The sequence below is a fragment of the Ornithinimicrobium flavum genome (assembly GCF_004526345.1).
GTDB classification, from domain to species: Bacteria; Actinomycetota; Actinomycetes; order Actinomycetales; family Dermatophilaceae; genus Ornithinicoccus; species Ornithinicoccus flavus.
In genome coordinates, this window is sequence record NZ_CP038213.1 from 2,746,835 (window position 1) to 2,760,763 (window position 13,929).

The following is a 13,929-nucleotide window of genomic DNA, read 5'->3' on the forward strand; positions in this document are numbered from 1 at the left end:
CGCTGCCTCCGCCGGTGACATCAGGGCCTTGCGTGTCATGCTCTGTCCTCTCGGTCGTGGTGGTCGGCGCCACGGTCGTGGCGCGGGGCGAGCGCGCCCTCGATGATGTCCATCAGGCCGGCGTAGACGGCGGGGTCGATCTGGCGGGCCCGGTCCCACAGCACCCACCGCATACCGATCAGCTCCCCGGCCCCCATGAGCGCCCAGGCGGCGACGGTCGGGTCCACGTCGTCACGGATCTCCCCGGCCTCCTGGGCGCGGCTGAGACCGGCGACGTACCCCCGCGCAGATCGCGTCGTAGTGCGCCCTCATCGTCTCCGGCGAGACGAACTCGGCCTGGCGGATGATCCGGTAGAGCGCGGGTTGTTCCGCGGTGAAGCGGAAGAAGGCCTCGAAGCCGAGGCGCTCGGCCTCGATGCGGTCGGCGGCGCCGCTGGCCCCCTCGGTCATGGCCTGCCGCACCCGCCTGGACAGGTCGAGCACGACCTCGTCGAAGATCTCCTTCTTGCCGGGGAAGTGCACGTAGAAGGTGCCCAGGGCAACGCCGGCCTGCTCGGTGATCCGGACGATCGAGGCCTCGTGGTAGCCGACGGTCGCGAAGACGTCCTCGGCGGCCTCGAGCAGCCGGGCGCGGGTGCGTGCCCCGCGTGGCGTCCGCGGCAGCGCCCGGGCCGTCACGGGGTCACCTGCTCACCGGCGGGGTCGAGCCCGCGGACCATCTCGCGCACGCGGGAACGGTCCAGCTTGCCGATCCCCGCGCTCGGGATCTCGGGGACCAGGTGGATGCGGACGGGCACCTTGAAGGGAGCCAGCTCACGGCGGCAGTGCTCCAGCAGGTCGGGCTCGTCGGTGGGGACCCCCGTGCGGGGCACGACGAGGGCGACTCCCGCCTCGCCCCACCGGGGATGCGGCACCCCGGTCACCGCGGCCTCGGCGACGGCCGGGTGCCGACGCAGCGCGGCCTCCACCTCGGCGGGTGCGACGTTCTCACCGCCGGAGATGTAGATGTTGCGGATCCGGTCGACGATCCGCAGGTAGCCGTGCTCGTCCCGGGTGGCGATGTCCCCGGTCCACAGCCAGCCGTCCCGCAGGACCTGGTCCGTCGCGTCCGGGTCGCGGAAGTAGCCCGAGAACAGGCCCGGGCCGCTCACGAGCAGCTCCCCGGTCGCCGGGCCCTCCAGCCGCTCCCCCGTCGCCGGGTCGGCCAGGGCCACGTCGACGTGGGGGTAGGGGACCCCGGCCCACCCGGCCCGCTCGGCCGCCTCGGACGGCGGCAGGCACAGGACGTTGGGTCCCGCCTCGGTGAGGCCGTACCCCTGGGTCAGCGCGACCCCCCGTGAGTGGAAGGTGCGCAGCAGCGGTGCCGGCATGGGGGCACCGCCGACCACGGCGTTGCGCAGGCTGCTGAGGTCGGCCCGGGAGAAGGCCGGGTGCTCGGCCATGAGGAGGTAATGGGTCGGGACGCCCATCATCGTGCTGACCCGACGCTCGCCGATGAGGCTGAGCACGCGGCCGGCGTCGAAGGTGCGCTCGAGCACGACGGTCGCGCCCGTCCACCAGGCCAGCAGCGGCTGGATGTTCCAGCCCCCGGCGTGGAACTGCGGGAGGACGGAGAGGACCACGTCCTGGTCGGACAGCGTCACGGTCCTGGACAGGGACAGGTTGGTCCAGTAGCAGGTGCGGTGGGACAGGACCACGGCCTTGGGCGAGCTGCCGGTGCCGGAGGTGAAGACGACAAGGAGCGGGTCCTCGTCCTGCACCGCTCCGGCCGGCGTCGCCGGCGTCGAGGCCCGTGCCGGTGCCCGACCGACGGCGTCCAGGCCGCCCGGAAGCTCCAGGGCGCCCAGGTGCGCCGACGGCACCGGCTGCACCAGCCGTCGACGCAGCTCCTGCACGGCGGCGTGCGTCTCGTCCTCCTCGACCAGGAGCACCGGGTCGAGGAGCTCGACCTGCCGGGCCAGCTCCCCCGCGGACAGCCGCCACGACAGGGGCGCCAGCGCCGCCCCCACCCGGGCGCACGCGAAGAACAGCACGACGTGGCCGGTGCTGTTACCCACCAGCGTCGCGACCCGGTCGCCGCGCCCGATCCCGGCGCCGCGCAGGGCGGTGGCCAGACGCTCCACGCGCTCGGCCAGCTCGGCGTAGGTCACCTCCACCCCCCGGTCGACCACGGCGACCCGGGCGGGCGCCAGCCGGGCCCGGTCGGCGGGCCACCGGCCCAGGGTGTGCAGCCCCTCGCCGGTGGTCTGGGTCGGCGTCATCGCAGACCTGCGCCCTCGGTGCTGGTCTCCTCCACGCTCTCCAGCCTGTCACGAGCATCCTCGAGCGGGCCGTCGGCGTCCTGGCGGCCGCGACCGCCACGCAGTCGTCCCACCGTGCCGGCGAGCCCGCCGGGCAGGAAGAGGACGACCAGGACGAAGAGGGTCCCTAGGATGAACATGGGCTCGGAGAGCGGGATGTGCAGCACGGCCGGGAGGTCGTCGATCCAGGCCGACTGCGCCAGCACCGTGAGCCGCTGGCTGAGCAGCACGTAGAGCACCGCGCCGACGATGGCGCCCCACTTCGAGCCCACGCCCCCGATGACCACCATGAGCACGAGCGAGATCGTGAGCTCCGCGCTGACGATGTGCGGCACGGCGCCGGAGTTGAGCATCAGGTGGACCATCCCCATGAGGACGGCGATGAACGACGCGGAGACGAAGATGGCCAGCTTGACCAGGAAGGGCCGCATACCGAGCACCCGGACCCGCAGCTCGTTCTCGCGGATCGCCTGGGCCACGTGCCCGGCCCGGCTGCTCTGGACCCACGTGACGAGCACGAAGGCGAGGACAAGGGCGGCGAGCGCCAGCCAGTAGACGTTGCGGGTGTTGAGCACGCCCACGAAGAAGTCGGGGACGAACTCCGTCGGCAGGCGCAGCCCCTCCTCCCCGCCGGTGACCCGCAGCTGGTCACGGCGGACCAGCACCGAGCCGGCCTGGGCGAAGGCCAGCGTGACCATCGCGAAGGGGATGCCGGTGACCTGCAGGCTGACGGCTCCCAGGACGGTCGCCATGAGGACGCCCACCACCATGACGAGCAGCGCCGCGGGCAGCAGCCCCAGCTCCAGCTCCCGCATGAGGATGCCGAGCAGGTAGGCCCCGGCCCCGAAGTAGAGCGCGTGCCCGAAGGAGAGCAGGCCGGCCACGCCCAGCAGCAGGTGGTAGGACAGCGCCAGCCCCGCCATGACCATGGCCAGCGAGAGCAGGTGCAGCGTCCCGGGGGTGTAGGTCGCCCCCGGCAGGACACCGGGCAGGGAGAGGTTCAGCAGCGGCAGGAGGGCCAGGAGGACGACCAGAGCCAGCGGCCAGAGACGACGGACCGTGCTCATGCGACCTTCCTTCCCAGGAGGCCCGAGGGCCGGGTGAGCAGGACGACCGCCAGCAGGATGACGACGGCGACGTCGCCGGTGCCCCGGAGGTGGTAGTTGGCGAACTGCTGGAGCAGGGCCACCAGGACCGAGGCCACGGCGGCACCGGTCAGGGAGCCAAGCCCCCCGATGACGGTGACGATGAAGGCGAAGATGAGCAGCGTCTGGCCCAGCAGCGGGGAGACGTAGCCGAAGTAGTGGCTGGCGAGCACCCCTCCCAGGCCGGCGGCGAACCCGCCGATGGTGAAGACCAGGGTGAAGGCCGTGCGCACGTCGATGCCCAGGGCGGTGACCATGGACCGGTTCTCGACGCCGGCGCGGATGATCATGCCGTAGCGCGTCCGGTGCAGGAAGAGCACCATGCCGACCAGGACCAGGACCGCGACGACGATCGCGACGAAGACGTCGTTGGGCACCTGGGCCCCGAGGATCGAGGTGGTGCGGTCCATCCACGCGGGGCTGCTGATGAACCGGGGGTCGGTCCCCCAGACGCCCTCGAAGAGGGCCACGACCGCCAGGGCCAGACCCACGGTGATCAGCACCTGCTCGATGTGCCGCTCGTAGAGCCGCTGCACGAGGAAGCGCTCGGTGAGCGCGGCGAAGAGCGCCCCCGCCAGACCACCGACCAGCAGCGAGACCGCGAAGCTCGTCCACGTGGCGGCACCGATGCGGTTGGCGATCTCGAAGCCCAGGAAGGCGCCGAGGGACAGGAAGACACCGTGCGCGAAGTTCAGCACGTGCATGAGCCCGTAGATGAGGGACAGCCCGGAGGCGACCAGGAAGTAGATGGCCCCCAGCCCGATCCCGGTGAGGAGGAGGAGCACGTTGGTGCTCATACGGCACCGTCCTTCCCGCCGTGCACGCCCAGGAGGCGTTGCGTGGCGTCCGGGTCGTCGAGGAAGTCGGCGGCAGGACCGTGGTGGACGCTGCGTCCGTCGGTGAGCACCACGACCTGCCGGGCGAGGTCGCGGACGACCTGCAGGTTCTGCTCCACGAGCAGCACCGGCACCACCTCGGCCGCCCGGGCCAGCACCCGGCTGACCTCCTGGACCAGGCGTGGCGCCAGACCCTTGGTGGGCTCGTCGACGAGGAGCACCCGGTTGTCGTTGAGCAGCGCGCGGGCCAGGGAGACCATCTGCTGCTGACCGCCGGACAGGGTGCCGGCCACCTGGGCGCCGCGCTGCTCCAGCTCGGGGAAGAGGTCGTAGACGAGGTCGTAGCGGTGCTGCTGCCCCGCGCGCTCGGCGATCCGCAGGTTGTCCGAGACGCTCAGACCGGCGAAGACCTCACGGTCCTCCGGGACGTAGCCGACCCCGCGCCGGGCGATCCGGAAGGTCGGCAGGGCGACGAGGTCCTGACCGTCGAGCTCGATCGTGCCGGTCCGCTCGTACAGGCCCATGATGGCCTTGATGGTCGAGGTCTTCCCCACGCCGTTGCGACCCAGCAGGGCGGTGACGCCGGTCGGCGCCACGTCCAGGTCGACGTGCTCCACGACCTGCTGCGACCCGACGGAGGCCCGCAGGTCCCGGACCCGCAGGACGGGTGCGCCGGCCTCGGGGGGGGGGCCGGGGTGGGGCCGGCGTGCTCAGCTGCCTGACTCATGCACTCTCCCCCAGGTAGGCGGACTGGACCGTCGGGTCGTTCATGACGGACTCCGGGGTGTCGATGGCCAGCAGGTGGCCGAAGTGGAGGACGGCCACGCGCTCGACCAGCCCCAGGAGGACCTCCATGTGGTGCTCGACCATGAGCACGGTGCAGCCGTGGTCGCGGTGCAGGCTGCGGATGACCGCGGTGAGCTCCGGGACGTCACCGGAGGCGACGCCCGCCATCGGCTCGTCCAGGAGGACCACCTGGGGGTCGGTGGCGAGCAGCATCGCGATCTCGAGCTTGCGTTTGTCCCCGTGGGGCAGGTCGCCCGCGCGGACCCCCAGGCGTCGACCCAGGCCCACCTCGCCCAGCAGCTCGCGGGCCCGCCCGGTCGCGGCGTCGGAGGACCGGGGGAAGCGGAAGAGCGAGATGGCGCCGCCCTCGGTGACCTGCGCGGCCAGCCGCACGTTCTCGGCCACCGTGAGACCGGGGAAGACCGAGGAGGTCTGGAAGGTGCGGCCGAGCCCGGCCACGGCCCGCTGGGTGATCGACCGGGAGGTCACGTCCCGACCGGAGAGGAGCACCCGGCCGGACGTGGGCTGGTGGACGCCCGAGACCAGGTTGAACAACGTGGTCTTGCCGGCGCCGTTGGGGCCGATCACGCCCACGATCTCGCCCGCGGGCACGGCGAAGCTGATGTCCTCCAGGATCGTCGCGCCACCGATCTTCAGCGACAGGTCCTGGACCTCCAGGGCGGGGGCGGCCGAGGTCGCCCCCGCACCGGGACGGGTCCCCTGGGTCACCGCCCGGACGCCTCCGGCGGCGCGACCTGGTCGGCGGGGATGGTGTCGAGCAGCTCGGGCACCCACGCCTCGCCGTCCTGGTTGAGCTGGACGGTGAACATCGGCTGCAGGAGCGCGTGGTCGCCCTCGCGGATCGTCAGGGTCCCCTTCGGGCCCTCGAACTCCCAGCCCTCCAGCGCCTCGATCATGGCGTTGACGTCCTCGCCACCGCCCTCACCGACGGCCTGGACGATCATCTGGCCCATGACGAAGCCGTCGTTGGTGAACAGGTCGGGGGTGCCGCCGGCTGCCTCGACGTGCTCGACCAGGGCGGTGTTGGCCTCGTTGTCGGTGGCACCGGGGAAGTAGTGGTTGAGGAAGGAGATCTTGTCGGCCACCGGGCCGTACGCCCCGAAGGTGGCGCTGTCGCCCAGGCCGGTGACGACCGGGGCCACGTCGAAGACGCTCTGCTGCTCCAGGGACTGCCACATGTTGCCGGCGCTGGCCCCGGCCCAGGCGACGAAGATGAGGTCGGGCTCGGCGTCGATGACCTGGCGGGCGAAGCTGGTGAACTCGGTGGCGTCCTCGGGCACCAGGACGCTGGTGACCTCGTCGCCGTCGGCGCCGAGCACGGCCTGGACCGCGGCGAAGTTGCCCTGGCCGAAGGCGTTGTCCTGGGCCAGCACGACGATCTTGTTGTCGCCCTCGTCGGGGAGGAAGGCGGCGGCGGTGGCCACGTCCTGCAGGCTCTGGCGGCCGGAGCGGAAGGTGTACTCGTTGGCGCCGGTGGTCTGGTCGGTCGCGGCGGGGCCGGAGATGTAGAGGACCTGGTTCTGCTCGGCCTGCTCGGCCATGGCGACCGCGATCCCGGAGACCACGGTGCCACCCATGATCTTGTACTCCTGGCCGATGAGGTCCTTGGCTGCCGCGACCGCGGTGTCCGGGTTGCCCGCGTCGTCGCGGTAGGTCAGCTCGATCTGGGTGCCGTCGACCTCGCCCGTGCCGTCGGTGGCGTAGTCCAGACCGGCCTCGAGGCCTTCCTTGAACTGCTGGCCGTAGGCGGCGAGCGGGCCGGTCTCGGAGTAGATGATGCCGACCTTGACGCTGCCGGCGGCCTCCTCGCCACCGGCGGCGTCCCCGGTGGCGGTGGTGTCACTGTCGGAGTCGGAGCCGGCGTTGCTGCCGGTCCCGCTCTGGGACGGGGCGCAGCCGGCGACGGCGAGCGCACCGGCGGCGAGGACGAGAGCGAACAGACGGGTGGGGCGTGCGGTCACCGGGGACTCCTTCAAGCACTGGAGGTGAACATGAAAGGTGATTCATGTTTCGTTCCGGACCGTAGAGCACCCGCCTCCCCTCTGTCAACGACCGTGACCACTTCGTGACCATCGCCTCTGCCCGCCGCCAGCCGCAGCCCGCCGTAGCCGGTCTGTCGGAGCCTGCTGGCAGGGTGCGGGTATGGAGCTCCCCACCCCGCTGCTCGTGCTCGCCGGACTCGCCCTGCTGCTGCTCGGGATGTCGTGGGGCTGGCTGCTGGCCCGCGGGCACGCGGCCGCGGCCCGGGTCGAGCGCGACCTGGCCCGTAGCGAGGCGACCGGCCTGCGGCGCGAGGTGGAGGCCGCCCTCGAGGCCCGGGCGGAGGACGACCGGACGGCCGCGGAGCTGGCTCCCCTGCGCGCCTCCTTGGAGCGGGTGGAGCGGCAGGTGCGCACGCTGGAGCGGGACCGCTCCGAGCAGTTCGGCCAGGTCGGGGAGCACCTGGCCCAGGTCGCCGCCCACACCCGGGCGCTGCAGCAGCAGACCGCGGCCCTGTCCGGGGCCCTGTCCTCCTCCGGGACCCGGGGCACCTGGGGCGAGGTGCAGCTGCGCCGGGTCCTGGAGCACGCCGGGATGCTGTCGCACGTGGACTTCGACGAGCAGGTCACCGGCCTCAGCCGGCACGAGGCCAGGGTCCGCCCGGACGCGGTGGTGCGGCTGCCCGGGGGCAAGGCCCTGGTCATCGACAGCAAGGCCCCGCTCTCGTCCTTCCTGCGGGCGCAGGGTGACGACGTCCCTCCGGAGGAGGGCGCGCGCTTGCTGCGCGAGCACTCCCGCGCGCTCCGGGGCCACGCGGAGACCCTCGCGGGCAAGGACTACTGGAGCGCCTTCGCCACCTCCCCCGAGCTGGTCGTGTGCTTCGTCCCCTCGGACGCCGTGCTCGCCGCCGCGCTGCGGGCCGAGCCGGACCTCTACGACCACGCGCAGTCGCGCAAGGTCGTGCTCGCCTCACCGGCGACGCTGCTCGCCGTGCTGCGGGCGACCGCGCTCGCCTGGCAGCAGGATGCGCTCACCAGCAACGCCCGGGAGCTGCTGGCCCTCGGCGGCGAGCTGCACCAGAGGCTCGGCACCGTGGGTCGGCACCTCTCGGCGATGGGTGGTGCCCTACGGCGGTCGGTCGAGACCTACAACCAGCTGGTCGGCACGCTGGAGTCACGCGTCCTGGTCACCGCGCGCAGGATGCACGACCTGGGCCTGGCGGAGACAGCGCCGGAGGTGCCCGCGCCGGTCGAGGCTGCCCCTCGCCCGCTGACCAGCGCGGAGCTGCTCGCCGCAGAGCTGGAGCGTGGTCTTCCGGGGCGTGGCCCCGAGGCCCACCTGCTGAGCGAGCGACGCGAGGCCGACCCGCTAGGTGACCGCGCCGTGGGCTGAGCGACGGCCGACCGCGACTGGTCGGACGAGGCGGCCGCACGAGGTGGTCGGACGACTGCTCGGCGCGGGACGGCCGGCGCCGGGCCGTCGGGACGGCCCGTCACACAGGGGGCGTCAGTGCAGGACGTCGACACCCTGGCGCGCACCCGGGACGCTGCCGGGGTCATGCCGGACCTTGGCCGCCTCCTGACCGGCCGCCTTGAGGTCCTTGCGCAGCTCGGTGGGCAGGGCGAACAGCAAGGACTCCTCGGCCGCGGTGACGGCGGAGACGTCACCGTAGCCGCGCTCGGCGAGCCAGTCGAGCACGTCGCGCACCAGCACCTCGGGGACGCTGGCGCCGCTGGTGACGCCGACGGTCCGCACCCCGTCGAGCCAGGCCTCGTCGATCTCGTCGGCGTAGTCGACCAGGTGCCCGTCGCGGGTGCCGTACTCGAGCGCGACCTCGACCAGCCGCTTGGAGTTGGAGGAGTTCTGGGAGCCGACGACGATCATGAGGTCGCACTCGGCCGCCATCTGCTTGACCGCGACCTGGCGGTTCTGGGTGGCGTAGCAGATGTCGTCGCTCGGCGGGTCCTGGATGTGCGGGAAGCGCTCGCGCAGCACCGCGACGGTCTGCATCGTCTCGTCGACCGACAGGGTCGTCTGGGACAGCCAGATCAGGCGCTCGGGGTCCGGCACCTCGACGACGGCCGCCTGCTCGGGGCTCTCGACGAGGATCGTGTGGTCCGGCGCCTCCCCGGCCGTGCCCTCGACCTCCTCGTGCCCGTCGTGCCCGATGAGCAGGATCGTGTAGTCCTCCCCCGCGAAGCGGACGGCCTCACGGTGCACCTTGGTCACCAGGGGGCAGGTGGCGTCGATGGTCCGCAGGCTGAGCTGACGGGCCTCCTCGTGCACGGCCGGGCTCACGCCGTGGGCCGAGAAGATGACCCGTGCCCCTTCGGGGACCTCCTGCGTCTGGTCGACGAAGATGGCGCCCCGCCGCTCCAGGGTCCGCACGACGTGCTTGTTGTGCACGATCTCCTTGCGGACGTAGACCGGAGGGCCGTACAGCTCCAGCGCCTTCTCCACGGTGACGACGGCGCGGTCGACGCCGGCGCAGTAGCCGCGTGGCGCGGCGAGCAGAACTCTCTTGCCGTCCTGCCCGGGCGGGACGACGACGTCGGTCGGGCGGGTGGCCGGCGTGGGGGAAGTCACCCCCCCAGTCTACGAGGCGCGGCTGGACCGAGCCTGGACGGTGCCGTCCGGGTCTCGGACCCGCGCTCCGCGCGTCATGCACCGTCGTGGTCGTCCGGCGCCGCGGTAGGCAAGGCTGTGCACGACAGACGCCGCTGCCGACGTCGCATCGGGTGCACAGCCTCGTCCCGCACGCGTGGGGCCCCGGCGCCTCGGGGTGGTGCCGGACCACCCCGCCGCGGGCCAGGTCACGGGGCCGTGTAGCCCCCGTCCACGAGGTGGTAGCTGCCCGTGATGAAGGACGCGTCGTCCGAGAGCAGGAAGGTGGTCAGCGCCGCCACCTCCTCGGCCCGGCCGAGGCGGCCGATGGGGTGCGCCGCCACGAGGGCCTGGCGCACCTGGTCGTCGAGCCCGGCCAGCAGGGGGGTGTCGATGTAGGCGGGGCCGACGGCGTTGACCCGCACGCCCCGCCTGCCGTAGTCCACGGCGGTCTGCTTGGTCAGTCCCACGACGCCGTGCTTGCTCGTCGTGTAGGCCGGCGCCCCGAGCCCGGTGGCGACGGTGCCGTGGATGGAGGCCATGTTGACGATGGCCCCGCCGCCGGCCGCCTCGATGGCGGGCAGCTGGTAGCGCAGGCCGTACAGGACGCCGTTGAGGTTGACGTTGATGACCTGCAGCCAGTCGTCCACCGAGATCTCCCCGGCCACGTCGTGGCTGCCGCTGATCCCGGCGTTGTTGACGGCGAGGTGCAGCGCCCCGTAGGTCTCGACCGCGCGGGTCACGGCGGCCTCGCTCGCCCCGGGGCTCGAGGTGTCGTGCTCCATCGCCGCGGCCGTCCCGCCGGCGTCCGTGATCGCGTCCACGACCTCCTGGGCGGCCTCGAGCCTGATGTCGGTGACGAGCACCGAGGCGCCCTGGCGGGCCAGGTCCTCCGCGCACGCCCTGCCGATCCCCGATCCGCCTCCGGTCACGATGGCGACCTTGCCCTCGAAGCCCGCGTAGGTGGTGCGCTCGACCATGGTGCTCCCTCTCGACCGGGTGCCGTCCGTACGGCAGCTGACCCGTTCTCATCCTGGCACGTGACCTACCTCCTCGGGGGCCCTCCGGACCGGGTGCGAGCGAGGTCACACGGGGGCGTCCGGCTCCTGCGGCCGCGCGAGGGCCAGGGCCAGTCGCAGGACCTCGGCGAGCTGCTCGGGGTGGGTGGCGGGCAGCAGGTGGGTCGCCCGGGGGATGGTCACGACGTGGGGGTCCCGGGCGTGCGCCGCGAACCGGCGGACGTGCAGCCGCATCTGGTCGAGCTGACCGTTCACCAGGACGACGGGGCAGCGCACCTCCTCGAGCAGCCGGGGACCGGCCTCCGCGATGACGAGGTCCCAGGCCGCCGGGAGGGAGGCGTAGGCAGCTCCGCCGGGCAGGACGTCGGCGTGCTCCCCCCGGGCGCCGAGCAGGCGCATGAGGGCGTTCATCCGGCGGGCGGTCCGCTCCGCGTCGAGGTGGGGCATGACCCGGGCGAAGGCGCGGTAGAGGCCGGTCAGGGGGCCCGCCGGGTCGGCGGTGGCCCCGATCAGGACCAGCGCCCCCAGGGCGTCCGGGTGCTCGGCGGCCCACAGGGCGGCCAGGTAGCCCCCGAGGCTGTGCCCGGCCACGACCGGGCGCGGGCCGGCCTGCGCGACCGCGTCCGCCACGGTGCGTAGCGCGGCCTGACGGGTGAACTCCTCGGCCACGCGATCCCCGTGCCCCGGCAGGTCGACGCTGACGACCTCGGTCCCCGGCAGGAGCGGTAGGTAGGGACCCCACTGCGCCCGGCTCATCCGGGTGCCGTGCAGCAGGACCAGCCCGGCCGGCGGCAGCACGCCCCCCTGCGGCTCGGTCCGGGGAGAGAGGTCCACGCCCCCATCGTGCCTCCCTGCCCCGCCCGCCTCGCGCCCGGCCCGGGCTCGCCCGGCCGGCCCACCGCATACCCTGGCCCCGTGCCGTCCCCGCTGCCCCCCACCGCCCGCGAGACCACCGCGTCCGCCGCCTGGCCGGTGCGCGTGCTGTCGATGAAGATCAGCGACTACGTGGACAAGATGTCACCGTTGTGGGTGGAGGGGCAGATCGTCGAGCTCAACCGCCGACCGGGCATGAGGAGAGCCTTCCTCACCCTGCGGGACACCGACGTGGACATGTCGTTGTCGGTCTCCATCCCCACCGGGGCGCTGGACGCGATGCCGAGCCCGCCGCAGACCGGGGCGCGGGTGGTGGTCCACGCCCGACCCACGTTCTGGACCAAGCGCGGGACCCTGCAGCTGGACGCGCGTCAGATGAGGCACGTGGGCGTGGGCGAGCTGCTCGCCCGCCTGGAGCACCTCAAGCAGCTGCTGCGCAGCGAGGGCCTGTTCGACCCCGCACGCAAACGACCCCTGCCCTTCCTGCCGCGCGGCATCGGTCTGGTCACCGGCCGCGCCACGGCGGCCGAGCACGACGTCCTCGCGGGGCTGCGCCGACGCTGGCCCGCCGCCCGGGTGGAGGTGCGGCAGGTGGCGGTCCAGGGAGCCGACACGGTCCCGCAGGTCACCGCCGCCCTGCGCGAGCTGGACGGGCTCGAGCACGTGGAGGTCATCATCGTCGCCCGCGGCGGTGGTGCCTTCGAGGACCTGCTGCCGTTCTCCAACGAGACCCTCGTGCGCGCGGTCGCGACGACCCGGACCCCCGTCGTGTCGGCGATCGGCCACGAGACGGACACCCCCCTCCTGGACTTCGTCGCCGACCTGCGGGCCTCCACCCCCACGCACGCGGCGGCGGCGGTGGTCCCCGACGTCGCCGACGAGCTGCGCGGCCTGGCGACGGTCCGGGCGCGGGCGCGGCGCTCCCTCGCGCTGCGCCTGACCCGGGAGCGGGAGCGGATCGCGCAGCTCATGGCCCGGCCGGTCATGGCCGACCGCGCGGCCATCATCGAGCAGCACCAGCAGGAGGTGCTGGCCCTGCGCGCGCGGGGCCGGGCCCGGCTCGGGGAGCGGCTGACCCGTGAGCAGGACCGCGCCGAGCAGCTGCTGCGGCACCTGCGTGCGGTCTCCCCCCAGCACACGCTGGAGCGGGGGTATGCCGTGGTGCGGCACAGCGACGGCACGATCGTGCGCGACCGCGCCGAGGTCGAGGCCGACGAGCTGCTGCGGGTCACGGTCGCCCGCGGCGACTTCGCGGTGCGCCCGGTCACCGCCTGAGCCGCACCCGGTCGGTTCTCGCCGCGCCGAGCCGGCCCGCCGCCCGCAAGCCTCAGGCGGTCGGCCCGTCCGGGTCGTCGCGGGCCTCGTCGTCGGCCCCGACGCGCGTGCCGTCCTCGTCCCCTGCCGGCGTGCCCGGACCCTCCCCGGTCCCGACCGTGACCTGCTCCCCCTGGCCCGTCGCCCGGTCCAGCGTGTCCTGGGCGGCGTCCAGCTTGGCCTGGCAGTGGGCGGCGAGCTGCTCACCGCGCTCCCAGAGCGCCATCGCCTCCTCCAGCGGCACCTGCCCGGACTCGATCCGGGACACGAGCCGGACCAGCTCGTCGCGGGCCTGCTCGTAGGAGAGGTCGGCGACGGGGGTCGGGTCCTGATCGGCGGGATCTGGGGTGCTCACGCGGCCACCCTAACGGGACCGGGGTGCCGGGCCGCGTCCTCCTCCCGCACGGACCTGTCGCCCGGCGGGTCCTCCGCAGCCGCGTCAGTCGCGGATCTCGACCGCGTCCAGGAAGAGCTCGAGCTCGGTCGGGGGCAGGTCGTCGGTCGCGGTGACCACCACCGTCGACCCTCCGGTGACCTCCGGCCCCAGCACCCAGGCCTCCTCGGCGTTGCTCGGTCGCGGCCCCTCGAAGGTCTGCCAGGTCTGGTCCCCGAGCGGGCCGCCCAGGGTCTGCTCCCCCGTCCCGCTGCCCCCGCCGAGCACCTCCTCGGTCCACGCCGGGGTGATGTCGGAGGCCTGGTGCAGGGCGAGGTACTCCCCCGCGGGCGTCTGGAAGGACACGTGCCAGGTCCACACCCCCTCCACCTGGTCGTCGAACCGGGCAACGGTCGGTCGCCACCCCTCGCCGGGCTCCGGCACCCACACGGGGAAGTCCGCCCGGTCGACGGCGTAGGCCGCGGCGGGCGCCACCTCGGCGGGACGGGTCTGCTGCTCCTGGGGGTTGTAGGTGAGCGACCACCAGGCCAGCGCGAGCCCGGCCACGGGCAGCACGGAGTAGATCATGTTGCGGACGGTGTAGGAGGCCAGCCGCTTGCGCCGCTTGTCAGCGGGCCGCTGCGGGGCCTGCGCGGTGGGGGAACTGCTCACCGGTCC

15 protein-coding genes are annotated in these 13,929 nt (G+C 73.4%); 2 read left to right on the top strand and 13 right to left on the bottom strand.

Annotated features, from left to right (window positions below; translation table 11 throughout):
- Positions 1 to 35 precede the first annotated feature (35 nt).
- From E3Z34_RS19045 to E3Z34_RS12925, 8 genes are all read right to left on the bottom strand, one after another.
- Positions 36 to 227 (bottom strand): hypothetical protein, encoded by a 192-nt coding sequence (locus E3Z34_RS19045; RefSeq protein WP_238695167.1) that lies wholly within the window; start codon positions 225 to 227, stop codon positions 36 to 38.
- A gap of 4 nt (positions 228 to 231) precedes the next feature.
- Positions 232 to 678: a TetR/AcrR family transcriptional regulator gene (locus E3Z34_RS12895; RefSeq protein ID WP_238695168.1), complete on the bottom strand. Its 447-nt coding sequence runs from the start codon at positions 676 to 678 to the stop codon at positions 232 to 234.
- Complete coding sequence (locus E3Z34_RS12900; protein ID WP_134773930.1) at positions 675 to 2,261, bottom strand: class I adenylate-forming enzyme family protein; 1,587 nt, start codon at positions 2,259 to 2,261, stop codon at positions 675 to 677. The genes E3Z34_RS12895 and E3Z34_RS12900 overlap by 4 nt, the downstream gene beginning before the upstream one ends.
- Positions 2,258 to 3,367 carry a branched-chain amino acid ABC transporter permease gene (locus tag E3Z34_RS12905; protein ID WP_134773931.1) on the bottom strand — a complete coding sequence of 370 codons (1,110 nt, stop codon included), beginning with the start codon at positions 3,365 to 3,367 and terminating at the stop codon, positions 2,258 to 2,260. The genes E3Z34_RS12900 and E3Z34_RS12905 overlap by 4 nt, the downstream gene beginning before the upstream one ends.
- Positions 3,364 to 4,242, bottom strand: coding sequence for a branched-chain amino acid ABC transporter permease (locus tag E3Z34_RS12910; RefSeq protein WP_134773932.1), 879 nt, complete (start codon positions 4,240 to 4,242; stop codon positions 3,364 to 3,366). The genes E3Z34_RS12905 and E3Z34_RS12910 overlap by 4 nt, the downstream gene beginning before the upstream one ends.
- A complete protein-coding gene (locus E3Z34_RS12915) occupies positions 4,239 to 4,898 on the bottom strand; it encodes an ABC transporter ATP-binding protein (protein ID WP_238695169.1) in 660 nt (219 codons plus the stop codon). The genes E3Z34_RS12910 and E3Z34_RS12915 overlap by 4 nt, the downstream gene beginning before the upstream one ends.
- 106 nt (positions 4,899 to 5,004) lie before the next feature.
- Positions 5,005 to 5,796 (bottom strand): ABC transporter ATP-binding protein, encoded by a 792-nt coding sequence (locus E3Z34_RS12920; protein ID WP_134773934.1) that lies wholly within the window; start codon positions 5,794 to 5,796, stop codon positions 5,005 to 5,007.
- Positions 5,793 to 7,049, bottom strand: a complete 1,257-nt coding sequence (locus E3Z34_RS12925; RefSeq protein WP_134773935.1) for a substrate-binding domain-containing protein — start codon at positions 7,047 to 7,049, stop codon at positions 5,793 to 5,795. Before E3Z34_RS12925 ends, E3Z34_RS12920 begins: the two co-directional genes overlap by 4 nt.
- A gap of 181 nt (positions 7,050 to 7,230) precedes the next feature.
- On the opposite strand from E3Z34_RS12925, the gene E3Z34_RS12930 reads away from it, so the two are divergent.
- Positions 7,231 to 8,460, top strand: a complete 1,230-nt coding sequence (locus E3Z34_RS12930) for a DNA recombination protein RmuC (protein ID WP_134773936.1) — start codon at positions 7,231 to 7,233, stop codon at positions 8,458 to 8,460.
- A 114-nt stretch (positions 8,461 to 8,574) separates the two neighbouring features.
- On the opposite strand, the gene E3Z34_RS12935 is transcribed toward E3Z34_RS12930, so the two are convergent.
- The 3 genes from E3Z34_RS12935 to E3Z34_RS12945 all read right to left on the bottom strand — a co-directional run bounded on the left by E3Z34_RS12935 (position 8,575) and on the right by E3Z34_RS12945 (position 11,525).
- On the bottom strand, positions 8,575 to 9,654 hold the full coding sequence (locus tag E3Z34_RS12935; RefSeq protein WP_134773937.1) for a 4-hydroxy-3-methylbut-2-enyl diphosphate reductase: 1,080 nt from the start codon (positions 9,652 to 9,654) through the stop codon (positions 8,575 to 8,577).
- A 227-nt stretch (positions 9,655 to 9,881) separates the two neighbouring features.
- Positions 9,882 to 10,652, bottom strand: a complete 771-nt coding sequence (locus E3Z34_RS12940) for an SDR family NAD(P)-dependent oxidoreductase (protein WP_134773938.1) — start codon at positions 10,650 to 10,652, stop codon at positions 9,882 to 9,884.
- Positions 10,653 to 10,757: 105 nt separating this feature from the next.
- Positions 10,758 to 11,525, bottom strand: coding sequence for an alpha/beta fold hydrolase (locus E3Z34_RS12945; protein ID WP_134773939.1), 768 nt, complete (start codon positions 11,523 to 11,525; stop codon positions 10,758 to 10,760).
- 81 nt (positions 11,526 to 11,606) lie between these two features.
- Here E3Z34_RS12945 and xseA point away from each other — a divergent pair, with 81 nt between their 5' ends.
- Positions 11,607 to 12,839, top strand: a complete 1,233-nt coding sequence (gene xseA, locus E3Z34_RS12950; RefSeq protein ID WP_134773940.1) for an exodeoxyribonuclease VII large subunit — start codon at positions 11,607 to 11,609, stop codon at positions 12,837 to 12,839.
- Between the two features lie 52 nt (positions 12,840 to 12,891).
- Here the strand turns inward: xseA and E3Z34_RS12955 are convergent, their stop codons facing one another.
- The gene (locus E3Z34_RS12955; RefSeq protein WP_134773941.1) at positions 12,892 to 13,233 is read right to left on the bottom strand and encodes an exodeoxyribonuclease VII small subunit; all 342 of its coding nucleotides are present in this window, start codon (positions 13,231 to 13,233) and stop codon (positions 12,892 to 12,894) included.
- An 84-nt stretch (positions 13,234 to 13,317) separates the two neighbouring features.
- Positions 13,318 to 13,923, bottom strand: coding sequence for a DUF4245 family protein (locus E3Z34_RS12960; protein ID WP_134773942.1), 606 nt, complete (start codon positions 13,921 to 13,923; stop codon positions 13,318 to 13,320).
- Between the last annotated feature and the right edge of the window lie 6 nt (positions 13,924 to 13,929).